This window comes from Streptococcus sp. NSJ-72 (genome assembly GCF_014334035.1).
GTDB classification, from domain to species: domain Bacteria; phylum Bacillota; class Bacilli; order Lactobacillales; family Streptococcaceae; genus Streptococcus; species Streptococcus constellatus.
In genome coordinates, this window is the sequence record NZ_CP060489.1 from 1,611,706 (window position 1) to 1,635,226 (window position 23,521).

A 23,521-nucleotide genomic window follows, 5' to 3' on the forward strand; every position below is an offset into this window, starting at 1 on the left:
TTACAATGAATAGAGAGTACATTTGAATACATTATATAAGGAATAAATGATGATTACCAAAGAATTTGATACGATTGCTGCTATCTCTACTCCTCTTGGTGAAGGAGCTATCGGTATTGTTCGACTGAGTGGAACAGAGAGCTTTGCCATTGCTCAAAAAATCTTTAAAGGAAAAGATTTAAGCAAGGTTGCCAGCCACACACTTAACTACGGTCACATTATAGACCCTCATTCAAACCAAGTGCTAGATGAGGTCATGATTGGAGCGATGCGTTCTCCCAAAACATTCACACGCGAAGATGTGATTGAGATTAACACTCACGGAGGGATTGCTGTGACTAACGGAATCCTTCAATTAGCTATTCGAGAAGGAGCCAGAATGGCAGATCCTGGTGAATTTACCAAGCGAGCCTTTCTCAATGGACGTTTAGATTTGACACAAGCTGAAGCGATCATGGACATTATCAGAGCAAAAACGGATAAAGCTATGAATATTGCCGTCAAGCAATTAGATGGGTCTCTATCCGATCTCATCAATAATATACGTCAAGAAATACTTAACACGCTGGCTCAAGTTGAAGTCAATATTGACTATCCAGAATATGATGATGTTGAGGAAATGACGACCAAACTTCTGTGTGAAAAAACGGCTGACTTTGAAGAACTTTTAACTCAACTTTTAAAAACAGCACGCCGAGGTAAGATTCTACGTGAAGGAATTTCTACCGCTATTATCGGCCGCCCTAATGTTGGCAAATCTAGCCTACTCAACAATCTTTTATGTGAGGATAAGGCTATTGTGACAGATATAGCTGGTACCACTCGTGACGTCATTGAAGAATATGTCAACATTAATGGCGTGCCATTAAAATTGATTGATACTGCTGGTATCCGTGATACAGATGATATTGTCGAACAAATCGGAGTAGAGCGATCCAAAAAAGCTCTCAAAGATGCTGATCTTGTACTTCTTGTGCTAAATGCAAACGAGCCCTTAACAGAACAAGACCATAAACTTTTAGAAATCAGCCAAAACACCAATCGTATCTTGCTACTTAATAAGACAGACTTGGACGAAAAGATTGAAACTACTCAACTCCCAGATGATTTTATCAAGATTTCGGCTCTTCAAAATCAAAATATTGATAAAATTGAAGAACGAATCAATCAACTTTTCTTTGAAAATGCTGGCATTGCAGAACAAGACGCTACTTATCTCTCGAACTCTCGTCATATCTCTCTAATCGAAAAGGCCATCGAAAGTCTTCATGCTGTTAATGAGGGACTAGATTTGGGAATGCCGGTAGACTTAGTTCAAGTCGATCTAACTCAGACGTGGAGAATCCTCGGCGAAATCACAGGGGATGCAGCTCCTGATGAACTCATTACTCAGCTTTTCAGCCAATTTTGCTTGGGAAAATAACAAAAGATAAATTCAGTTGAAAACAATCAAACTCTATGATTTTTTCTGTAGAAGTCATAGAGTTTTTTATTGTGTTCATAAAAAAGTCCCATAAGACCTATAATGAAAAGCGACAAAACCATCATTAGAAAGGCTCTTATGGAACAATTAAATTTTATCACAACCTTACTCGGAATGAAAGACCCTAATATTACTATTTTGGATTATCTAGATGCTGGTACACATAAAGAAATCATCGCTAAGCTAGAAGCTACTAACAACCTTATCAAGGTTATCAAGCGCAACGCTTTTGGCTTCCGAAACTTTGAAAACTTTAAAACTAGAATTCTCATCGCTTTAAATATCAAAAAGGAGAGAACCAATTTGGTCCTCTCCAGGTTGTAACTTTTCGTCACCCACTACAGTTGACAAAGAGCCTATTTGTGTAAGGCTTCGATTGCCTCCGGCAAAGACATAACAACAGCTTATGCAGAATGTGGCTTTGGCGACTATTCTGGTTTTTACCGTACATTTAGAAAAGAATTTGGGATGTCACCCAATGAATTTAAGAACTCCTCAGAGAAAATAAAATCCCGATAAGTGGCAGTTTATGTGTATTATCCCGGTACAGCCTTTGGCTTGCGTATAATTTTAACCCAGTAAATCACTATCAGCAAAATAGATATAACAGTCACGGGCAATCCCGCTTCAAAGCCGTATCTGCCTCCGTTCAATATGGTCTGATTCATGTCCGCCTCAGTGAGAAGTACGCTTGTAGGCTGTGCAAAGCCACTCACTATAATGCCGAAAACTGGTCCCAATATGAAATTCCATCCCGAATGAAATCCGCTCACCAGCCATACATTGTCATAATAGTAGAATATAAGGCTTGCAAATGTTCCGATTAGAACGGTATTGATTAGGCTGATCGCGGAAGCACCTGAATTACTGATGTGTCCGAGTCCAAATATTATCGAATTGGAAATTATACCCGCAGCCATGCCCCACTTTACAGCAATCTGAGTAAACAACAGGCTTCTAAGCAAAAACTCTTCCATAAAGCCCTGAACTACAAATCCGGCAAGCAACATTAAGAAGACTGTTATGTTGAAGTTCTTATTGAACTGAAAGCTCACCCCGCCAAGCAGAATATTAATCCCCCACACAATTGCCAGCATAACAAGAGAGACAAGCCAGCCGGCACAATATCTGAGTAAAAACTTTTCTTTACTCATTCCCAGAGATGCAAAGCTCCTTTTACCGACCTTAACCATAAAGCCCACACAAACGGGCATTGCAGCGAAGTAGCCAGCAAGAACTCCTACGATTTGTTGACTGCCTCTGAATATAATCTGAAAAATAACCATTACAGCAATATAAAGCAGATAGCAAAGTGCAAATGTCTTAAAACCTGCTCCCTCTGACTTTTTCAATTCAAGCATTGTGCTATTAAGCTCTAATTTTCCCATGTAAATTTACCTTTTCTTAATTATACATACTACTGCAATACAAACTAATTGACTGTACCAATATTCACAATAAAATATAGCAATCGTTATTAAATTGTTATGTTTTTATATATAGCACCACGGGTCAAAATATATATTTTTCATTCTCATCAGAATAAGTACAACCTACGCTCTGATTGTCATAAATGGTGACCCCTCTGTATTATCAGTTGGATCCAAACTCCGTACTCTAAATAAATAATCTACTGAATAATAGCCATTATTACTAGCATTATAAGGATCCATTACATAGGTCATTCCGTTGTTATAACCTTTCATGATTAATTCATGTGTGACAGGATAATTTGCAAACACACTAGTTCCTACTGCACCAAGCACATGGTGCCCCATAGCAAGTGCTTCTCGTACAGCTGCAGTTGACCCTAAAGTCTCTGTTTTTAGACCCCAATGCCGTGCTGCTAATACAATTCCGTGGCTCGTTGTTCCGTAACTTCTCTTATTAAATTCATTCGTAGAGTGATAGAGATAATCGGCCACAGTCGTTGGCAAGACAGTCTGTCCTGTAATACCAGAAATTGCCATAGCGACTGTCGTTGGAACGCAGCCTGTTGCGGCAAACGTATAGCCACCATAAGTTCGTCCTGCCCAACGACTATCACGTTGAGAATAATATGGTGTTTCATAGACTCTTTTGCTAACTTGAAGTTTAATTCCCCCCACACCAACTAATTGACCATCATTTTGGACATAATATAGATGGACATTGTATTCACCAGTGGAGTTTTTATGATTACTAGCATTGACAAATAATTTATAAGTTCCGTCAGCTTGTTTTGTGGCTGTGTACCAACTAACATCATCTTGTCCATTGACACTAGACCAAGTTGGTAGTTTCACTTCACGAACACCATTGGGACTGAAAACATTGGATACGACAACTTCAAAAGTTCCTGTGTTGGGATTGTTGTTTTGAATAGTGATTTTTCCAGTTGGTTTCAGCTTATCTGGAGAAATTGTGACATTGGTTGATGTACCACCTACTCCAATCAATGTTCCATTATTTTGAACATAGTATAAATGAACATAATATAAACCGGTTGAATATTTATGATCACTGGCTTTAACGGTAACTTTATAGGTTCCATTGACTTGCTTTGTAGCAGTATACCAAATAATATCATCCTGCCCATTGACACTAGACCAAATTGGAACACTAACTGCTTTCACTCCACCAGCTGGATTGGAAACTTCTGATACAATCACATCAAAGGTCCCAGTATCAGGATTATTATTGGCAATAGTAATTTTCCCTTGTGGTTTAGCAATGGAAACATTGGTTTTTGTTCCAGTTACACCCACCAGTTTATCATTATTTTGGATATAATATAGATGAATATTATACTCACCAACTGAGTTTTTGTGATTACTTGCCTTAACAGTTACCTTATAAGTTCCATTGGCTTGCTTAGCTGCCGTATACCAGATAATATCATCCTGTCCATTCACACTAGACCAAATTGGCAACTTGACTTCGCGTACACCGTAAGGATTAGAAACATTGGACACGATAACATCTAAGGTCCCAGTATGAGGATTATTGTTTTGAATGGTAATTTGTCCTTGTGGCTTAGCTAAAGAAACAACTGTTTGTGTCCCTGATACACCTACTAATTTACCATCATCTTGTACATAATAAAGATGAACATTGTATATGCCCGTTGAATATTTATGATCACTAGCTTTAACCGTTACCTTATAGGTTCCATCTGCTTGCTTTTTAGCAGTATACCAGATAATGTCATCTTGACCATCTACATTAGACCAAGTCGGTAATTTTACCTCGCGAACACCATCTGGGCTGGAAACACCTGAGACAATCACATCAAAGGTTCCTGCATTCGGATTATTATTCGTAATTGTCAAAGTACCTTTAGGACGAGCCATCGAAACAGTTGTCGTTGTTCCAGTCACTCCTACTAACTGACCATCATTTTGAACATAATATAGATGAATATTATATTCACCTGTGGATCGTTTATGATCAGTTGCTTTAACAGTCACCTTATAAGTTCCATCAGATTGTCTAGCAGCTGTATACCAAATAATATCATCCTGACCATTGACACTAGACCAAGTCGGTAATTTTACTTCACGAACGCCATAAGGACTGGAAACGCCTGAGACAATCACATCAAAGGTACCAGTATCAGGATTATTATTTTTAATAGTAATTTTCCCTTGTGGTTTAGCAATGGAAACATTGGTTTTTGTTCCAGTCACACCAACTAATTGGCCATCATTTTGAACATAGTAAAGATGGATATTATACTCACCAACCGAGTTTTTGTGATTACTTGCCTTAACCGTTACTTTATAAGTTCCATCAGATTGTCTAGCAGCTGTATACCAAATAATATCATCTTGACCATTGACACTGGACCAAATTGGCACTTTCACTTCACGAACGCCATAAGGTGCACCGACATTTGAGACAATCACATCAAAGGTTCCTGTATTGGGATTGTTGTTTTGAATGGTAATTGTTCCTTTTGGCTTACTAATGGATACAGTTGTTTTCATTCCAGTCACACCAACTAATTGGCCATCATTTTGAACATAGTAAAGATGGATATTATACTCACCAACCGAGTTTTTGTGATTACTTGCCTTAACCGTTACTTTATAAGTTCCTTCAGCTTGTCTAGCAGCTGTATACCAAATAATATCATCTTGACCATTGACACTGGACCAAATTGGCACTTTCACTTCACGAACGCCATAAGGTGCACCGACATTTGAGACAATCACATCAAAGGTTCCTGTTTCAGGATTATTATTGGCAATAGTAATCGTTCCGGATAAAGCATTTTTTGCAATAGGTGCATTACCAGTAAAACGTCCAGTATAATCCACGCTTTGATCAAACACGTGGCGGCCAGGTAGCAACTCAGCTTGCGAAGTAAACTGCCAAGCCCCTGCTTCACTATTATATTTCAATGTTTTTGCATTATCAGCACTTAATTTTGAAGTTGGATATTGCGCTACCCAGAAATTCTCTAAACCAAATCTCTCTGTTTGGATTGGTCCTTTCGTTCTGAGATTGTTTCGATCAAGCCAACTTGCACTTGTATAGTACATCAAATTGGAAAAACCCATACGCCGCATTTCATCCGCCCAAGCTTGAGTGCTTGTATTGATATTCGAAAGCATATCGGAATCTTCAATATCATTTACCATAACAGTTGATGACGGAAGATTTAATCTCCTTGCTTCCTCTGCAAAATAGCGCGCTTCTGCTCTTGCTTCTGCTTCATTAGTATAGTGAGAAAAAGCATAAGCTGAGACTTGCATACCCGCAGCTTGTGCATTTTGTGCTTGAGAAATTGCATAAGGATTTTTATAGCTCGTTCCTTCTGTTAGTTTAACAACAACGCCACTTACTCCTTTTTCAGCTAAGCGCTGATAATCTTCTTTGCTGATGTAACCATTATGACTACTGACATCTACAAAAGTTGATTTTTTCACTTGTGCATCAGTATTACTCCTAGCTGTTGCTTGATTATTTTGCGCAGCAAAAAAAGTTGATTTATTGTCTTTTTTAGTCTCATTTGCAACTACTGGATTTTCTTTCACAACTGATTTTTCTTTAGACGCTTTAGCCTCAGTTAAAGCAGCCGAGGAATCAGTTACTTCATTTTCAGATGAAGAAGATGAAGTTACTTGATTTACTGGAGATGTATGAGTAGCTTCTTTTGTTTGGAATTTAGGTGAAGAATCAGCTTCTTGTTTATTGAGCTCTACTGTTGTTTCTGAAGTAGAAGCTTTTACGGATTCAGCGGCAAAAACTTGATGCGAACTAGCTGCAATTAAAATAGCTGTGCTTGTTAAATAAAATAAACTTTTCTTTCTCACTTTTGTTCTCCATTTTAAAATCAGCCTGCTATAAAAGTCTAGCAAGCTGATCACTTTTTATAAGAATTATTTCACAAAGTCTAATAATGCAAGGAAACTTTCTGCTTCAAGTGATGCACCACCAACAAGAGCGCCATCAACATCTGGGCAAGCCATGTATTCAGCAACATTGTTAGGTTTTACTGAGCCGCCGTATTGTACACGAACTTTATCCGCTACTGCTTGGCCAAAATCTGCTGCAACTGTGTCACGAACAACTTTACACATTTTTTGTGCGTCATCTTGGCTAGCTGATTTACCAGTACCAATAGCCCAAATTGGTTCATATGCTATAACAAGTGAAGAAACTTGTTCTTCTGATAAGCCAGCAAGAGCGGCTGAAACTTGTCCACCTACGAATTCAGCAGCTTTACCTGCTTCATAAGTTTCAAGTGTTTCACCACAACAAATAATTGGAAGCATCCCATTTGCAAAGATTGCTTTTGCTTTTTTGTTGATATCTTCATCTGTCTCATGGAAGTATTCACGACGTTCTGAGTGACCAATTACAACATAATCTGTGCCCATTTCAGAAAGAACTTTGGGACTATTTTCACCAGTGAAAGCACCAGCATCTTCAAAATAGCAGTTTTCTGCGGCAATTTTAAGATCAGAACCCTTAGCAGCTGCAAGAACTGTTGACAAGTCAAGGGCTGGAGCTGCGATACCAGCTTCAACAAGTTCTGATGAAGGCAATTTAGAAGCTACTGCTTCAACAAATGCTTTAGCTTCTTCTGGATTTTTGTTCATTTTCCAGTTACCAGCGATAAATGGTTTACGTGACATTTCACATACCTCTTCTTTTTTTATTTACATCTATCATTTTACCATAATTTAATAGAGAAATAAAGACTGAGTCTAATGAAATCATAAAAAAGAAAGCCCCGCAATAGCGGAGCTCGTTTGTCTGACTTTAATTGTTCATCTGGGAACTTAACTGAATTAAGCTTCGATTTCTGTAACCATACCTGAACCTACAGTACGTCCACCTTCACGGATAGAGAATGTAGTTCCTTGTTCTACGGCAATTGGGTGGATCAACTCAACATCAATTGTTACGTTATCACCAGGCATTACCATTTCAGTACCTGCAGGAAGTTCGATTGAACCTGTAACGTCTGTAGTACGGAAGTAGAATTGAGGACGGTAGTTGTTGAAGAATGGAGTATGACGTCCACCTTCTTCTTTAGTAAGGATGTAAACTTCACCTTTGAATTTAGTGTGTGGATGAATTGAACCTGGTTTAGCAAGAACTTGTCCACGTTCGATTTCGTCACGTTGGATACCACGAAGAAGAACCCCTACGTTATCTCCAGCAAGACCTTCGTCCAATTGTTTACGGAACATTTCAACACCAGTAACAACTGCTTTTTGGATTTCGTCACGAATACCAACAATTTCAACTTCATCATTGACTTTAACAGTACCACGGTCGATACGTCCTGAAGCAACAGTACCACGTCCAGTGATTGAGAATACATCTTCGACTGGAAGAAGAAGTGGTTTGTCAGTGTCACGTTCTGGTTCTGGAATGTATTCATCAACAGTATCCATCAATTCCATGATGATGTCTTCATATTTTTCATCACCTTCAAGAGCTTTAAGAGCTGAACCTTGGATAACTGGGATTTCATCACCTGGGAAATCGTATTCTGAAAGAAGGTCACGGATTTCCATTTCAACCAATTCAAGCAATTCTTCATCGTCAACCAAGTCAACTTTGTTCATGAAGACGATAAGGTATTTAACACCTACTTGGCGTGAAAGAAGGATGTGTTCACGAGTTTGAGGCATTGGTCCATCAGTTGAAGCTACTACAAGGATAGCTCCATCCATTTGAGCAGCACCAGTAATCATGTTTTTAACGTAGTCCGCGTGTCCTGGAGCATCGATGTGAGCATAGTGACGTTTAGCAGTTTCATACTCAACGTGTGCAGTGTTGATAGTGATTCCGCGTTCGCGTTCTTCTGGAGCAGCATCAATAGATGAATAATCTTTTGGTTGGTTAACTGAACTTGGAAGACGACGTGCAAGTACAGTCGTGATAGCTGCAGTTAGGGTAGTTTTACCATGGTCAACGTGTCCGATTGTACCGATGTTAACGTGTGGTTTACTACGATCGTATTTTTCTTTTGCCATTTGAGTAAAAGCCTCCAATAAAATATATTTTATAGATAGACAGTAGGCAATACAGTCTAACTTTCTTTATTATTTTATCAAATTTTCTTCAAATTGCAAGTGTTTTACGCCTTTTTTATCAATTTATTCTTTGTCCAACTTGTAGTATGGTTGATTTGGTATAGAAGCTCCAATGCTTGATGCATAAATCCACTCCTTACCTTCCAACTGTGCAAAATTTTCAGCTTTTCCTGTTAGGATAACGCCTGAGAATTCTAATTTTTCTAAGTCTTCTTTCTTAGACAAGTCTAGCTTACCAAATTTTTTCAAGTAAGTTTTAATGTCATCTGACGGAGTTACATTATTGTAGGTACTTTTTCCAATGTCAGTCGCAATATATTTTTTTAAATTAACCAAGAATCCATCTACATCTTTCATTTGGGCAAGTCTGTTACTCAGTCTCTCTCCTTCTTTGAGATTTTTAATAGCTTCTTCTGCTTCCTTTTTATGAACGTATTCTTTTTTCGTTAGATAATCTGGACTCGTGCCGTATAGATTACTTGGTTGCCACCAACTTGGATCACCTGTTGAATTTGTACCAATCCAATACCAATTGGTTTTAAGATTCTTAGGAATCATTGCTCGAATTTCTTTTAAACTATATGGTTTATCAAAAGTCAGTGCTACCTCTACTAATTGATTTTGCATATCTTTTACGTAAGGAAGCTCTTTAGTTGGTTCATGGACAGATTCTCCTTTCTCCTCTTTCACATTTTTATTGTAGAATTGTGGCACTTTTTGGTTATTTTCTATTTGAATAGTTGCCCCAGATTCTGTATATCTGCCAGAATTTGCATGAAAATGGATTCCTCGATTGATATTAAAAATTCCAAAATCTGCCTTATATTCACCATAGTCGAGTGGAATTCCATAAATATCTTTAGCTTGTCTACCTTTAATACCACCATGGAGCATGTCCCCACCATTAGCAGACCAGGTATAAGTTTCAATATTAGGAAAGGCAACGCTTTCAACTAGTTGTACCTCATTGACTACCTTCCAAGCTTGGTTGCTGATGAGTTTTCCCGTAATCATACGAGCACCAATATATATTCCAAAAAATACTACCACTACTGTTGTTGACCAGAGAATGATTCGCTTTCTATTTCTCTTTTTGTTTTTCTTCGCAACGATTTCAAATGTTTCCATGATGATATCCTTTCTTTTCCAAAATCTGTCGAAGTTTCTTTCGACTGCGCATGAGCTGAACTTTGACTTTGCTCTTAGAATAATGGAGTACTTCTGCTATTTCTCCTGTTGAAAACCCTTGAAAATAATAAAGGTCCAACATGATTTTATCCTGTGTGGGCAACTTTTCCACCTCCTCTATGAGAAAGTCGTAGTCTGATCCTTCAACAATCAATTGATTTCCCTTTGTAAAAAAATCTCGTCTCAGGATTTCCATATAATGCTTATCACGCCGGTATTTATCAATATAACGGCGAATAGACACACGATACATCCAAGCTCGCATTTTTTCAGCAGGGATGACAAAATCAGACTCTAGCATTTTGATAAAAACATCTTGAACAACATCTTCTGCTTGCTCTTTTGGAACGCCTGAGCCTTGCAGATAATAGACGATTTCTTTCGCAAAGGCAATCAAGACTTTTTCATAATCATCTAATTTGATATTCTCATCCCCCTTCCTTCACTAGTATAACGAATTGAAAGCGTTTCTGGTTACAAAAATATAAAAAAATCGGACTATTTCCGATTTTTTATTCTTCATCAGCCTGAATTTCTCAGTCCAGTCGCAATTCCATTGATTGTGACGTGAATCAACCTTTCTTCGTCAGGAGATAACTCCCCACGGCGTTGGCGTTTGATGAGTTCTAGCTGAATATAATTCAAGATATTAAAATAACGCATGCGGTAATCCAAACTGTCTCGCAAGTATGGATTTTCCTCTAACAGTTCATCATAATCTTCAATAGCAAGAATGACATTCTTGGTCAACTGCCACTCATCTAAGATTGTGTAATAGATTTCTTGAACTTTTTCATCTTCGCATAGTTTTGCATATTCAAAGGCGATATTCATATTCGACTTAGACAGCACCATGTCCACATTGGACAAAAGCGATTGGAAGAAAGGCCAGTTTTTATACATCTTTCTTAAGAAAGCTAGATTTTCTTTTGGATTTTCATCAATAAATTCTTTAAAGCTGGATCCAACACCATACCAACCAGGAAACATCACTCGACTTTGGGACCATGAAAAGACCCACGGAATGGCACGCAAGCCACCGATTTCCGTAATAGTTTTACGAGCAGCCGGTCGCGAACCAATATTAAAGCTGGAAATAGCTTTGATCGGGCTTGATTCAAAGAAATAATCATAAAAATGCTCATTGCCAAAAACCAGGTCACGATAAATTTGATAACTCCGTTTTACTACTTGATCCATAATATATTCATAACGATTTGAAGTGTTGGTATCACTTTTTTTCTTAGTAATCATACGGTTAATCGTTGCCGAAACCAGCATTTCTAAATTGTAATAAGCAGCGTCTTTATTTCCGTATTTATTGCCAATAACTTCTCCTTGCTCTGTCAGGCGAATTCGGTCATTGATACTGCGGAGAGGTTGAGCGGTGATAGCTTCATAAGTAGGTCCACCACCACGACCGACCGTTCCACCACGACCATGAAAGAATGTAATCTTCACACCAAATTCATCTCCGATAGCGGTCAATTGCTGTTGAGCTTTATAGAGAGTCCAGCAGGATGACAAGTAACCACCGTCTTTATTGCTATCCGAATAACCAAGCATGATTTCTTGATAGTTATTATTGGAGGCGATCCATTTCTGAGCAATTGGAAGAGATAAATATTTCTTCATCGTATCATAAGAATTATCCAAATCCTCAATCGTTTCAAAGAGTGGCACGATCTGCACACGCGCAAATTCCCTATCAATAAGACCAACTTCTTTATGCATAACCGCCAACTCTAAAAGGTCAGACACACTTGTTGCATGAGAAATAATGGTTTGCTTAATGACAGCATCCCCTAGCTTGTCTTTCAACTCACGTGCTGTCTGAAAAATTTCTAATTCTTTTTGTAAAAGATCTGATTTTTTAGCGTGTGTTGCAGAAAGAATCCGTGGATCATAGAGAAGTTCATTCAGCAGAACATGACATTTTTCGTCCTCAGAAAGCTCGCTATAATTCTCCACAATTCCTGCACTTGCTAACAACTCCGCAACGCAGGCTTCATGAACACTGGAATCTTGACGCATATCGATAGAAGCAAGGTAAAAACCAAATACTTCTACCGCTTGCAATAATTCAGTAAATTCGCCAGAAATCATTGCTTCGCTTTTATTTTCAAGAAGAGATTGTTTAATCGCTAACAAATCATGTTTAAATTCTTCAATTTTGTGGTAATGTGGCTCTGTCTTTATCTGATCAATAAAGTAAGCCTTTGTATTCTTTAATTTTGTTTGAATATAGTATAAAGCCCGACGATACAATTCTTTTTCGCGGTAAATAGAATTATCCTCTGATAAATAAGCCATTTCCTGTACCGCTTCACTGACTTTTACGATACCAGTTGACAAAGAAAACTCACGATACAGGTTAGCAACTTTTGTATCGTAATAATTCATAATCACTTCGCATTGTGTCAAAGCTGATTTTTTAAGCGTTTCAGATGTAACATACGGATTCCCATCTCGGTCGCCACCAATCCACATTCCCATTGTAATAGGGGTTGGATTTTTTAAGTCAATTCCATGTTTTTTGGCTAGACGCTTGTATTCTTCTGTTAGATTGGTCACTGCCTGTAAGAAAGAACTGTTGTAGTATTCCATCACATTAGTGATTTCATTCGTCACTTTTAATTTTTTCTCACGAATCATATCCGTGCGCATGATAATTTCTATATATCGCCGAAGATCATTATGCCATTTTTCTTCATTGAGCAAGCCCATTCGCACATCACGGTATTTACGTAACAAGACATGAATGTGATTGGTTAAATCCAACATAGTCGTCCGTTGCACTTGAGTTGGGTGAGCTGTTAAAACAGGTACAACATTTAAATGCTCTAAAATTTCAGCAGCATTTTCCTTTTCAGCAACTAAATCAATTGTTGTGGATAATTTTCCAAGATAATCTTGACCAACATTATTTTGATAGTTAATCTCAAAAGCTAAATCAACGTCTTCTGAAATATTGATCAAAAGAGGCAAGATAGAAAAATAACGTGAAATATAGGACATTTCCTTGTTCGACAGATTCTGAACAATTTCATTTAATCCTTCGTAATTTCCAACTGCTGCCAATTCTTTTAAAGCGATGATTTTTTCAAAGGTTTCAGGACTTAACATATTTTGTGTAACTTCTTCCAGTAAGTCCGTCAAAATCGTAACTTCTTCTTGGATGACTTCTTTATTATTGTAATTTTCTAATTTTTGAAGTGACATGATCTACACCTTTCAGTAAGCTTTTGCACAATCTCAAGTTAGCGAACAACTCTTAAACCGTGATTGGTTTCTTCTATTTCCCTATACAAACTTTCTCGTTTTTCATTGGCATCAATATTTAACACAAAAGCAATTGCAACAGATAATACCAACAGGCTATTTCCACCTTGTGACAAGAATGGGAAGGTCACACCAGTCGATGGAATCAAACCTGAAATTCCCCCAATATTGACAAAGGTTTGCGTCAGTAACATTCCACCAACACCAAGAGCCATCATAGAATTGAAAGGATCTTTCGCTCGTATTCCCACCAGAATGATCCGTAGAATAAGGAAAAATAAAAGAGCTAAAATCAAGCTGGCACCAATAAAGCCAAATTCTTCAATAACAATGGAAAAAACGAAATCTGTCTGTGCTTCTGGCAAATATCCGCGTTTCTCAATAGAGTTTCCCAATCCTAAGCCAAACCAACCGCCATTACTCATAGCATAATAGGAATTAGCTAGCTGGTGACCTGCACCTGACAGATCCTTAAATGGATTAAAAAAGGCACTAAATCGTTTTGCTACATACCCAAAAACAGGAACCTTAGCGACTTTTTCCACACCAATGAGCCAAATACTGGTTAAAACAACTGTAGAAAGAGTGACCAGCACTCCGAGAAGAGTTGAAAACCAACGATAACCAATCCCACTAACCGTTACCATAATCATGGTAGTCAGCAAAAGAATGGTCGCATTTCCTAAATCAGGCAAGGCAGCCACGATTCCGATTAGCACGATAGCAAGAATGCGCCAATCGTTCAGTGCACGCGGAATCAGTTGATTTCGTGTCAAAGCCTGATAGTCATAAGTTGCGATTTCATCTTGCTGATGAGAAAAACGCAGCGCTAGGAACCAAACCAGAATGATTTTTAAATATTCAGCTGGCTGAATGCTAAAACCACCAAAACGTAACCAACCGTGTGCTCCATTGATTCGTGCACCAAGGACACGTGATAAAATTAAGAGCAAGATTTCCACAAAAATAACAATGACAATCAATCGATTGTTTTTCAAGAAATCTAACTTTATTTTATAAATTAAAGCAATAGCAAGCAAACTGATTATCCAAAAAATTCCTTGATTTAAAACAGATCTGAGAGAATTGGCTCCTACCTGTACTAGAGTAGCACTTGACGTCGAATAAACAACTATCAGTCCTAAAATAGATAAAATCAAATAAGGAATTAAAATGGAATAATTCAGTAGGTGGCGTTTATCAATTTTCATAGTTCACCTATTATTTTAAAATTTTCACCGAACATTATACCATTTTTCGGGGTAAAATAAAAGTATTTAACGAACGGCGTTTTCGAAATCCTTTTGTTATCTAGGCTAAACTTTAACTAAAAAAAGAACAAGGCTATGAAATTTACTGTCACATTTTGAGCTTGAAAAAGTATTTATACACAAATAGCTTGATCGTACTCAATAAACCGCTTTCTTTAATATTTCAATTTGATGACAAATACTTATTTTCTACTAATTTATTTTGCTTTTTATCTGACTTTACGTTAAAATAAATTTATATGAGAAAGAGGATTAAACCGCTTGTTGTCTTTGTCTTTTTTGTGAGCTTTATTACGATTATTTTAGGAGCGAAGCATTATTCAGAAAGCAAGGAAACTAAACAGCAAAAGGCTGCCATTGAGCAATCATCCACTATCACTCCAAAACAAGCTGATATTTCTGATTCTAACAAGGAAGATAAGACCTACAAACCGATTATTGACCTGTCAGGTTGGCAACTACCAAGTGATATCGATTATGATCAATTAGCGAAAAATATCTCTGGCGCCATTATACGCGTGCATAGCGGAGCACAAGCAAAAAAAGAAAATGCTGCTACACATCTAAATGGGATTGACAAGTCCTATCAACGACATATCGAAGAATTTCAAAAGCGAAATATCCCTGTCGCTGTTTACGCTTATGTTGCTGGTAGCAGTAAGAAAGAAATGCAAAAAGCTGCCGAAAGTTTTTATAAGGCTGCTTCAAAATACAAACCGACTTACTACTGGCTAGATGTTGAAGAAAAAACTATGGAGGACATGAATGCTGGCGTTGAAGCTTTTCGTGCTAAGTTAGCATCATTAGGTGCTAAAAATATTGGGATTTATGTCGGAACCTATTTTCTTGAAGAACATAGTATTTCCACCAAAAAATTTACAGCTATTTGGATTCCAACTTATGGCTACAATGACGGTTATTACAACGCAGCTCCTAAGACAGACTTGAAATACGATTTACATCAATACACATCACAAGGTTCAATTAGTGGTTTTGCACATGATGTCGATCTCAATCAACTGTCTCCTTTAAAAAATCAGACAAAAACGTTTAAAAAATTATTTGGTAATAGAAAACAATGACTCTGTAATGGTTTTCAGTAAAAACTTTACAGAGTTTTTCTGTTCTTCTACTCCATTTATCACTACTTTCTTGTTTCTAAATATGATATAATAACTAGCATAGAAAAGTTTAGGGAGTAATGGATGATTTCTTGGTTGATAAGAATTTTAAAGGGAATTATCATCGCGCTAGGATTTATTCTCCCCGGGGTATCTGGTGGAGTTTTAGCTGCTATTTTGGGAATTTACGAGCGGATGATTTATTTTTTAGCGCATATAAGGGAAAATTTTCGGGATAATGTGCTTTATTTTTTACCTGTTGGCATTGGAACGGTTTTAGGAATTGCACTATTTTCCCTGCCGGTTGAATATTTACTAGAGCATTATAAAATCATTGTTTTATGGGGATTTGCAGGTGCGATTATTGGTACGATTCCAAGTTTGCTAAACGAATCTGTCAGAGAATCTGATCGCGATCGAACCGATGTTATTTGGTTCCTTACTACCTTTCTCATTTCTGGTATTTGCCTATATTTTCTCAATAGTTTCGTTGGAACTTTACCTGCAAATTTCTTGACATTTATTTTAGCTGGTGCGCTAATTGCACTAGGAATTCTCGTTCCAGGCTTAAGTCCTTCAAATTTACTTTTAATTTTGGGACTGTATTCTCCTATGCTGATCGGTTTCAAATCTTTAGATATTTTAGGAACTTTTTTACCAATCGGAATCGGCGGTCTTCTCGCACTTGTGATTTTTTCAAAATCTATGCATTATGCTTTAGAAAATTATCATTCTCGAGTATATCATTTTATCATCGGGATTGTCTTGTCGAGTACCATTCTCATCTTGATACCAAATCCTGGGAACAGTGAAAGTATTCATTATGCTAATACTTCTATCATCACTTTGGTTACTGCTGCCTTCTTCTTTGGTTTGGGAACTTGGCTGGGTGCTTGGATGAGCCAATTGGAGGAAAAGTATAAATAATGGCTAAAAAAACAAAAATCAAGAAAACCTTGGTTGAACAAATCTTGACGAAAGCTAAAGTCAACCACAAAGGGCTTCAAATTAATGCTTTAGAAGGAGAATTACCTGAAAAAATAGATCGTTCACAGATTTATAAGACATTAGCCCTAACAGGTGATAAAACAGGTGTTATCATTGGGATCTTGCCCATTACAGAACATCTTTCAGAAAAGAAACTAGCCAAACTATCTGGTAACAAAAAAGTAAGTATGATCCCACAGAAAGATTTGGAAAAAACAACTGGTTATATTCATGGTGCAAATAACCCTGTCGGCATTCGACAAAAGCATCATTTTCCTATTTTTATTGATTATTCAGCATTAACACGCAAGACTATTATCGTCTCAGCTGGAGAATTGGGACACAGTATTGAAATTAACGCAAAGGATTTAGCTGATTTTGTTGAAGCAGACTTTGCAGATTTAAAAGAAAACTAATATACCATTCAGAAAGGAAACTGTATGAAACTCTACTTCGTTCGACACGGAAAAACTCAATGGAATTTGGAAGGGCGATTTCAAGGAGCTAATGGTGACTCACCACTACTTGAAACTTCTATCAAAGAACTACACTTGCTTGGAAAACATCTGTCTCACATCAAATTTGATAAGATTTTTTCAAGTGATTTACCACGTGCAATGGCAACCGCACAGATTATCTGTAGTGAAAATCAATATTCATCAGTTGTTGAACCACATACAGAGCTACGCGAGTGGCAACTTGGCTCCCTAGAAGGACAAAAAATTTCCACCATTACTGCTATCTACCCACATCAAATGGAAGCCTTTCGACACAACTTAGCCAAATTCAACAACTCAATCTTTGGCGCAGAATCGGTCTACCATACAACACGACGGACAATCGGCTTTATCAAATCACAAAATAAGCATTCTTATGAAAATCTTCTTTTTGTCGGTCACGGAGCTAATCTAACTGCTTCTTTACGCTTGTTATTAGGGTACGACTTTGCTCAACTTCGTCAGCAGGGAGGCCTTGCCAATGGAAGTGTCACTGTTCTTGAAACACAAGATTTTGGACATTTTACACTTCTTGATTGGAACAATGTTGACCACTTAGAAACAATTGAAACTGTGAGCGTATAAAATCACGGTTTTTCTTTATTTATAGATGAATTTCTGCCTTATTTATGATAGAATGAGGAAGGTAAACTTTAGGAGGAAGAATATGACTACTGAACATATTGAAGAATTAAATGACCAGCAACTGATTCGTCGTGAAAAAATGACCGCTTTAGCAGAACAAGGTATTGACCCTTTTGGTAAACGTTTTGAACGTACTGCAGATTCTGCCCAATTAAAAGAAGAATATAGTGATAAAACAAAAGAAGAGCTACATGAATTAGCGGAAACTGCTACCATTGCGGGACGACTTATGACCAAGCGCGGGAAAGGCAAAGTCGGTTTTGCTCACATCCAAGACCGTGAAGGTCAAATCCAAATCTATGTCAGAAAAGATACTGTTGGTGAAGAAAATTATCAAATTTTTAAAAAAGCGGATATTGGCGACTTCCTTGGTATCGAAGGTGAGGTTATGCGCACAGATATGGGAGAGCTGTCAATCAAAGCAACTCACATCACACATCTCTCTAAAGCACTTCGTCCATTGCCTGAAAAATTCCATGGACTAACAGATGTTGAAACGATTTATCGTAAACGTTATTTGGATTTGATTTCCAATCGGGAAAGCTTTGAACGCTTCGTAACTCGCAGTCGTATCGTTTCAGAAATTCGCCGTTATCTTGATAACCAAGGCTTCCTTGAAGTTGAAACACCCGTTTTACATAATGAAGCTGGTGGTGCTGCTGCTCGTCCATTTATTACTCATCACAATGCACAAAATATTGATATGGTACTTCGTATCGCAACTGAATTGCACTTAAAACGTCTGATTGTTGGTGGTATGGAACGTGTTTATGAAATGGGACGCATTTTCCGTAACGAAGGAATGGATGCCACTCACAATCCTGAATTTACTACAATTGAAGCTTATCAGGCTTATGCAGACTTTGAAGATATCATGGACTTGACAGAAGGGATTATCCAAAGTGCAGCTAAAGCTGTTACAGATGCTGAAAGCGTCCCTTATCAAGGTACTGAAATCTTTATCGGTCGCAAATTTGCACGCAAGCATATGCTAGAAGCCATTAAAGAGCAGACGGGCATTGATTTCTGGAAAGAAATGACTCTCGAAGAAGCCACTGCACTAGCTAAGGAACATCATGTAACGGTTGAAAAGCATTTTACAGTCGGTCATATTATCAATGCTTTCTTTGAAGATTTTGTTGAGGATACCTTGATTCAACCTACATTTATTTATGGGCATCCAGTTGAAGTCTCGCCTCTTGCTAAGAAAAATGCAGATGACCCACGTTTTACCGACCGCTTTGAACTCTTTATCGTTGGGCGCGAATTTGCCAATGCCTTTACCGAGTTGAACGATCCAATTGATCAATTATCTCGTTTTGAAGCACAGGCCCAAGCTAAGGAACTCGGAGATGATGAAGCGACTGGTATCGACTACGACTATGTAGAAGCTCTTGAATACGGTATGCCACCAACTGGCGGTCTCGGAATTGGAATTGACCGCTTAATTATGCTGTTGACAGATGTCACTTCTATTCGTGACGTATTGCTTTTCCCTACGATGAAGTAAACAATTTCTTATCAAATGAATACTGAGATAACAAAAATGACCTTGTCCCTCTTGAACGAGGGAGCAAGGTCATTTTTTAACTCTATCATAATTGAATTTTTTCGTTCAAAATTCTACTATAATCAAGAATTATTTCTTTTGCTCCATCATACGGCAAGTCATACACTACATTTGGCATATCTGCACAGGTTTAACAAGTAATCTACCATCATGTATTCCACCAATAATTTTTCCATTATAATAGATAATAAATTCTCCCATCATAGCTCTATAACTAATATTATCTAATTCAGATACTTGTTCTAAAATAAAGTCTAAGTATTCTTTGCTTGATACCTTTTTTTATATCTCCTTTAATTACTAAAATTTCAATAGTCCATTTTTGTCAAACTTAAAATTTGGTCCCCATGCAACTTCCCAGTAATATCCATCTAAATCAGAAAAATAGGCGTGATATCCACCCCAAAAGGTGTCTTGTGGTTCTTTTACAATTCTTCCACCAGCATTTCGTACTAATTCAATTACACTATCAACATCTTCTTTTTGTTCAACATTGTACGCTAATGTAATTCCAGAAAATCCATTTCTCTTTGGTGGGTTATGTTCATCAATATCTTTTGCCAATTGTTCTAAAGGAAATAGTTCAAATTTTGTTCCTGGAGTATCGAAAAAACATACTGGCGGATTATTTTCTTTACAGTCAGTCTTATATCCTAAACCATCTCTGTAAAACTTTATTGACCTTTCCATATCTCTAACACCCAAACAAATACAAGTAATCTTATTCATTACTACCTCCATAATTTCTAATTAACTTTCATCTAATAAATTAAGATTTGTCTTTCTCATCTGGCTTTCGCAGGTTTCTTTTCCGGAAGTTCAGCATACATACCATCCAGAAGTTCCAGAATTAGAGCCTTATCATCAAAACTATCAAATACATGCATCAAGGTTTTTGAATCTTCATACGGATAACGCAGTTCGGAATCTGCAAGCAGTCTGTCCGATGTCGGCGTTCTCTTTAAAAACAGTTCATTATTGCAAATGTCACCTATCAGCTTACCATTAAAATATACAAGGTATCCGCCCATCATAGATTTTATGACAATATCGCCGGATTTAGAAAAACTATCGCGAACATATTCATTAATTTCATTCACCATGATTATCCCCCTCCAAATTCAAATTTATCTATATCGCCCTAATCTTATCATTTATCAATTTGATAAACGCTATCACTGTTTCTCCTATCATCGGAAGCCCGTAAGGACTAAATAGGAAGCCGATAAGCAATCCTGATATGCCTATTCCGACTTCTCCTTGATTGAAAGAAGCTAATGCTCCAAATATGCAACATCATAACGATATACAACAACGCCGTTCCTATGCCAAGCAAGAATGTCAGAAAAGTTGTTAAAATTGATAAGATAAGACTAATTTACCATATTTAAAGTAAGTTAAAAAGCACGATCACAGTGCTCGTATCTATTTTAATATCTTCCTATAAATTTTTCTTTTGCAATTTTAGTATATCGTTTAATAAACTTACACTTTGCATCAGTGTAGCCGTCTCTATCATGTTCAAATTTCTTCCATAAGTTCAGCTTTAAATGTTCATATTCTTTCGCTACATTATGATTCTCACGTAAATAATCTCTGAAATATAGTTCATCGTTATCTCCGACAACTCTAATGTGAAGATGAAAGACTTTTTCTGAAAAACCTTTCTCTGTGTATCCTTTATTTAATGAGATTCGTCGTGTACTTTGACTCATGCATAACCACTTATTTTCAACAAGAATATTTTTCACTATTTCTAATTCTTCGGCTAATCGAACCTCAAGTAATATATCTACTATATTCTTTGCCCATATATTTTGAACCGCAGTACTACCAATATGAGATATTCTTACTATATATTTAGCTGGTATCAAGGACAAAATAGCAGTTGCTTCCTCATCATACCAATGCGCCCATTCTTTATTATATTTTACAAGAAATATGGGAAACAACTGCCATAATTCTTCTAAACTCATGTCTTCTAATTTTTTACTCAATCCGTCCTCCACTAGTTTGCATTTATTTCTCACATTTATTATCATTATAACATTTTCAATGTGCATCAGGCGTTTATTATTTCTGATTAAAACTTTTAGCTATCACTACACGAAAAAACAAGTCCAATCTAATCGGACTTGTTTCTTTTTATTTTTATAAGGAGTTTACATAACGATCGACTGCTAGGATAGCACCTGCAATATCAGATGCTGAAATCTTAAACGGCATCTGATGAATGGTTTCACCTTCAATAGTAGCTTGCTTACCAACCTTGAGCAAATCATCATAGCTGGCATTTTCTAAATGCATTTCTGCCAAGGTCGTGGGCATACCAATTTTCTGATAGAAACGAATATATTTTTCCAACTCCTCTTTTGGACGGTTTTCAAGAAAGAGCTGTGTTAGCGTTCCATAAGCTACTTTTTCTCCATGAGTCAGATGATGAATATCACCAGTCAGAGCTGTAAATCCATTGTGAATGGCATGAGCAGCAGCCAATCCACCACTTTCAAAACCAACACCGCTGAGAAGCGTATTAGCCTCAATGATATGCTCAAGAGCTGGTGTTACCACCTGCGCCTCACAAGCAGCCAGTGCTTGTAAACCATCTGCAAAAAGAGTTTCTTCACATTTTTGAGCAATAGCTGCGCCTGCTAAAGTCTGTCTTTGTCCCAGCATGGTCTCTCCATTTGCCTGCATAACCGCACGCGCTTCAACCCAAGTCGCTAAACCATCTGCAATTCCAGAAGCCAACAAGCGCTTTGGAGCTTGAGCAATGACCTTTGAATCTACTAGAACAAGATCTGGGTTCTTGGTGTAAAAAATATATTTTTCAAATGCTCCTTCCTCGGTATAAATTACTGAAAGAGCTGATGTTGGTGCATCTGTCGAAGCAATAGTCGGTGCAATCACGACGGGACTTCCCAATAAATCTGCAATTGCCTTAGCACTGTCAATTGTTTTTCCACCACCAAGACCAATCACTAGATCTGCTCCATCTTTTTCAGCTAAAGCAGCTACCCGATTGATTTCATTATCCGAAGCTTCGCCATTAAAACTGACATACAATACATGAAGTCCATAGCGAGTAAGACAGGATTGGAACTTCTTTCCTACAATTTGATAAACAGTGTTGTCACAAAGCAAAACTGGATGGTTTCCTAAGTTCAAAATCTGTTTTGCATTTTCAAATAAGGCATCTTCACCTTGAATATAGCGAGAAGGGCTTGCAAAAGTTCTCATAAAATACCTCTTCCTACGCAAAAATGGAGATTAGATGTACTTTTGACCATGAATGAATGACCAATCTGCTGCAAAATCATTTACTGCCTTTGAAATAGACGGCATAGCAAAAGCTGATTCAAAGACATCTGCACCTGCTGTAATAGCATGGGTACCATCAGCAAAAGCCTTGTTGACTTGTCCTACATTTTTAAAGGAAGCTGCTAAAATTTTGCTAGATGAACCTTCTTTCGCAATCGCATCTGCCAATTGGCCAATAACTACATCTGAATCAATGTTCAAATTTTCCATACGGTTATAATAAGGAGCTAAATAATCTGCGCCTGCTTGAATGGCTAATAAACCTTGGAAAATGGTATAAATAGCAGTTGCCGTAATCTTGTAACCTTCTGCTTTTAAAACTTTTATAGCGGCTAAACCTTCAGGGGTTACAGGTACTTTGACAAACACATTTCCACTACACTGTTTGCGAATTTCAGCTGCATCTTTTAAAATTCCCTGATAATCTTTGGCAACAACCTGAATATGAATGGAAGGAGCTTCCCCAATAATTTCTCTAACTTCTTGGATACGTTTAAAGAAATCAATCTCTCCCTCTTTTTTAGCGATGGTCGGGTTAGAAGTCACTCCTGCCAAGGGGAGAACTTGCGACCATTTTTTTATTTCTTCTACATTTAATGTATCAAGCATGAATTCCAT

Annotated in this window: 20 protein-coding genes and 3 pseudogenes; 8 read left to right on the forward strand and 15 right to left on the reverse strand. The window is 37.4% G+C overall.

The features are described from left to right. Window positions 1-49: 49 nt before the first annotated feature. The 3 genes and pseudogenes from mnmE to H8787_RS10290 all read left to right on the forward strand — a co-directional run bounded on the left by mnmE (window position 50) and on the right by H8787_RS10290 (window position 2,002). Window positions 50-1,423, forward strand: a complete 1,374-nt coding sequence (gene mnmE / locus H8787_RS07810) for a tRNA uridine-5-carboxymethylaminomethyl(34) synthesis GTPase MnmE (protein WP_187328377.1) — start codon at window positions 50-52, stop codon at window positions 1,421-1,423. 237 nt (window positions 1,424-1,660) lie between these two features. After that, a pseudogene (locus tag H8787_RS07815) lies at window positions 1,661-1,807 on the forward strand (transposase); the annotation flags it as partial. Between the two features lie 36 nt (window positions 1,808-1,843). After that, window positions 1,844-2,002, forward strand: coding sequence for a helix-turn-helix domain-containing protein (locus tag H8787_RS10290; RefSeq protein ID WP_020997947.1), 159 nt, complete (start codon window positions 1,844-1,846; stop codon window positions 2,000-2,002). A 17-nt stretch (window positions 2,003-2,019) separates the two neighbouring features. Here H8787_RS10290 and H8787_RS07825 read toward each other — a convergent pair whose 3' ends face one another. The 8 genes from H8787_RS07825 to ftsW form a co-directional block, all read right to left on the reverse strand. After that, window positions 2,020-2,871, reverse strand: a complete 852-nt coding sequence (locus tag H8787_RS07825; protein ID WP_003068543.1) for a CPBP family intramembrane glutamic endopeptidase — start codon at window positions 2,869-2,871, stop codon at window positions 2,020-2,022. Between the two features lie 165 nt (window positions 2,872-3,036). After that, complete coding sequence (locus H8787_RS07830; RefSeq protein ID WP_187327812.1) at window positions 3,037-6,783, reverse strand: GBS Bsp-like repeat-containing protein; 3,747 nt, start codon at window positions 6,781-6,783, stop codon at window positions 3,037-3,039. 66 nt (window positions 6,784-6,849) lie between these two features. Beyond that, complete coding sequence (gene tpiA / locus H8787_RS07835; protein ID WP_006268363.1) at window positions 6,850-7,608, reverse strand: triose-phosphate isomerase; 759 nt, start codon at window positions 7,606-7,608, stop codon at window positions 6,850-6,852. Window positions 7,609-7,764: 156 nt separating this feature from the next. Then, the gene (gene tuf, locus H8787_RS07840) at window positions 7,765-8,961 is read right to left on the reverse strand and encodes an elongation factor Tu (RefSeq protein WP_003023932.1); all 1,197 of its coding nucleotides are present in this window, start codon (window positions 8,959-8,961) and stop codon (window positions 7,765-7,767) included. Window positions 8,962-9,084: 123 nt separating this feature from the next. Continuing rightward, window positions 9,085-10,149, reverse strand: coding sequence for an anti sigma factor C-terminal domain-containing protein (locus tag H8787_RS07845; RefSeq protein WP_003068539.1), 1,065 nt, complete (start codon window positions 10,147-10,149; stop codon window positions 9,085-9,087). Beyond that, window positions 10,136-10,606 (reverse strand): RNA polymerase sigma factor, encoded by a 471-nt coding sequence (locus tag H8787_RS07850; protein ID WP_187327813.1) that lies wholly within the window; start codon window positions 10,604-10,606, stop codon window positions 10,136-10,138. Before H8787_RS07850 ends, H8787_RS07845 begins: the two co-directional genes overlap by 14 nt. 125 nt (window positions 10,607-10,731) lie before the next feature. Further along, on the reverse strand, window positions 10,732-13,431 hold the full coding sequence (gene ppc / locus H8787_RS07855) for a phosphoenolpyruvate carboxylase (protein WP_049480504.1): 2,700 nt from the start codon (window positions 13,429-13,431) through the stop codon (window positions 10,732-10,734). A 38-nt stretch (window positions 13,432-13,469) separates the two neighbouring features. Then, window positions 13,470-14,702, reverse strand: a complete 1,233-nt coding sequence (gene ftsW / locus H8787_RS07860) for a cell division peptidoglycan polymerase FtsW (RefSeq protein ID WP_020997950.1) — start codon at window positions 14,700-14,702, stop codon at window positions 13,470-13,472. A 299-nt stretch (window positions 14,703-15,001) separates the two neighbouring features. Here ftsW and H8787_RS07865 point away from each other — a divergent pair, with 299 nt between their 5' ends. The 5 genes from H8787_RS07865 (at window position 15,002) to lysS (ending at window position 19,522) form a co-directional block, all read left to right on the forward strand. Beyond that, complete coding sequence (locus H8787_RS07865; RefSeq protein WP_003068529.1) at window positions 15,002-15,844, forward strand: glycoside hydrolase family 25 protein; 843 nt, start codon at window positions 15,002-15,004, stop codon at window positions 15,842-15,844. Window positions 15,845-15,967: 123 nt separating this feature from the next. Beyond that, on the forward strand, window positions 15,968-16,810 hold the full coding sequence (locus H8787_RS07870) for a DUF368 domain-containing protein (RefSeq protein WP_048800562.1): 843 nt from the start codon (window positions 15,968-15,970) through the stop codon (window positions 16,808-16,810). Further along, entirely contained in the window at window positions 16,810-17,286 is a 477-nt protein-coding gene (locus H8787_RS07875; RefSeq protein WP_003068525.1) for an aminoacyl-tRNA deacylase, read from the forward strand. The genes H8787_RS07870 and H8787_RS07875 overlap by 1 nt, the downstream gene beginning before the upstream one ends. A gap of 24 nt (window positions 17,287-17,310) precedes the next feature. After that, on the forward strand, window positions 17,311-17,952 hold the full coding sequence (locus H8787_RS07880; protein WP_006268068.1) for a histidine phosphatase family protein: 642 nt from the start codon (window positions 17,311-17,313) through the stop codon (window positions 17,950-17,952). Between the two features lie 82 nt (window positions 17,953-18,034). Beyond that, window positions 18,035-19,522: a lysine--tRNA ligase gene (gene lysS, locus H8787_RS07885; protein ID WP_187327814.1), complete on the forward strand. Its 1,488-nt coding sequence runs from the start codon at window positions 18,035-18,037 to the stop codon at window positions 19,520-19,522. 124 nt (window positions 19,523-19,646) lie between these two features. Here the strand turns inward: lysS and H8787_RS10295 are convergent. The 7 genes and pseudogenes from H8787_RS10295 to H8787_RS07915 all read right to left on the reverse strand — a co-directional run. Beyond that, a pseudogene (locus H8787_RS10295) lies at window positions 19,647-19,786 on the reverse strand (competence protein TfoX); the annotation flags it as partial. A 96-nt stretch (window positions 19,787-19,882) separates the two neighbouring features. After that, the gene (locus H8787_RS07895; protein ID WP_048800563.1) at window positions 19,883-20,311 is read right to left on the reverse strand and encodes a VOC family protein; all 429 of its coding nucleotides are present in this window, start codon (window positions 20,309-20,311) and stop codon (window positions 19,883-19,885) included. 56 nt (window positions 20,312-20,367) lie between these two features. After that, complete coding sequence (locus tag H8787_RS07900) at window positions 20,368-20,682, reverse strand: TfoX/Sxy family protein (RefSeq protein WP_003032465.1); 315 nt, start codon at window positions 20,680-20,682, stop codon at window positions 20,368-20,370. 31 nt (window positions 20,683-20,713) lie between these two features. Continuing rightward, a pseudogene (locus H8787_RS09965) lies at window positions 20,714-20,960 on the reverse strand (CD1845 family protein). Window positions 20,961-21,012: 52 nt separating this feature from the next. Continuing rightward, window positions 21,013-21,579: a GrpB family protein gene (locus H8787_RS07905; RefSeq protein ID WP_187327815.1), complete on the reverse strand. Its 567-nt coding sequence runs from the start codon at window positions 21,577-21,579 to the stop codon at window positions 21,013-21,015. A 154-nt stretch (window positions 21,580-21,733) separates the two neighbouring features. Then, on the reverse strand, window positions 21,734-22,822 hold the full coding sequence (locus H8787_RS07910) for a glycerol dehydrogenase (RefSeq protein ID WP_150202595.1): 1,089 nt from the start codon (window positions 22,820-22,822) through the stop codon (window positions 21,734-21,736). 30 nt (window positions 22,823-22,852) lie between these two features. Continuing rightward, window positions 22,853-23,521, reverse strand: a complete 669-nt coding sequence (locus tag H8787_RS07915) for a fructose-6-phosphate aldolase (RefSeq protein WP_187327816.1) — start codon at window positions 23,519-23,521, stop codon at window positions 22,853-22,855.

Coding starts and splice junctions, on each gene's coding strand:
- mnmE (WP_187328377.1), top strand. CDS start 50: ATGATTACCAAAGAATTTGATACGATTGCTGCTATCTCTACTCCTCTT.
- H8787_RS07825 (WP_003068543.1), bottom strand. CDS start 2,871: ATGGGAAAATTAGAGCTTAATAGCACAATGCTTGAATTGAAAAAGTCA.
- tpiA (WP_006268363.1), bottom strand. CDS start 7,608: ATGTCACGTAAACCATTTATCGCTGGTAACTGGAAAATGAACAAAAAT.
- tuf (WP_003023932.1), bottom strand. CDS start 8,961: ATGGCAAAAGAAAAATACGATCGTAGTAAACCACACGTTAACATCGGT.
- H8787_RS07845 (WP_003068539.1), bottom strand. CDS start 10,149: ATGGAAACATTTGAAATCGTTGCGAAGAAAAACAAAAAGAGAAATAGA.
- ppc (WP_049480504.1), bottom strand. CDS start 13,431: ATGTCACTTCAAAAATTAGAAAATTACAATAATAAAGAAGTCATCCAA.
- ftsW (WP_020997950.1), bottom strand. CDS start 14,702: ATGAAAATTGATAAACGCCACCTACTGAATTATTCCATTTTAATTCCT.
- H8787_RS07865 (WP_003068529.1), top strand. CDS start 15,002: ATGAGAAAGAGGATTAAACCGCTTGTTGTCTTTGTCTTTTTTGTGAGC.
- H8787_RS07870 (WP_048800562.1), top strand. CDS start 15,968: ATGATTTCTTGGTTGATAAGAATTTTAAAGGGAATTATCATCGCGCTA.
- H8787_RS07875 (WP_003068525.1), top strand. CDS start 16,810: ATGGCTAAAAAAACAAAAATCAAGAAAACCTTGGTTGAACAAATCTTG.
- H8787_RS07880 (WP_006268068.1), top strand. CDS start 17,311: ATGAAACTCTACTTCGTTCGACACGGAAAAACTCAATGGAATTTGGAA.
- lysS (WP_187327814.1), top strand. CDS start 18,035: ATGACTACTGAACATATTGAAGAATTAAATGACCAGCAACTGATTCGT.
- H8787_RS07895 (WP_048800563.1), bottom strand. CDS start 20,311: ATGAATAAGATTACTTGTATTTGTTTGGGTGTTAGAGATATGGAAAGG.
- H8787_RS07910 (WP_150202595.1), bottom strand. CDS start 22,822: ATGAGAACTTTTGCAAGCCCTTCTCGCTATATTCAAGGTGAAGATGCC.
- H8787_RS07915 (WP_187327816.1), bottom strand. CDS start 23,521: ATGGAATTCATGCTTGATACATTAAATGTAGAAGAAATAAAAAAATGG.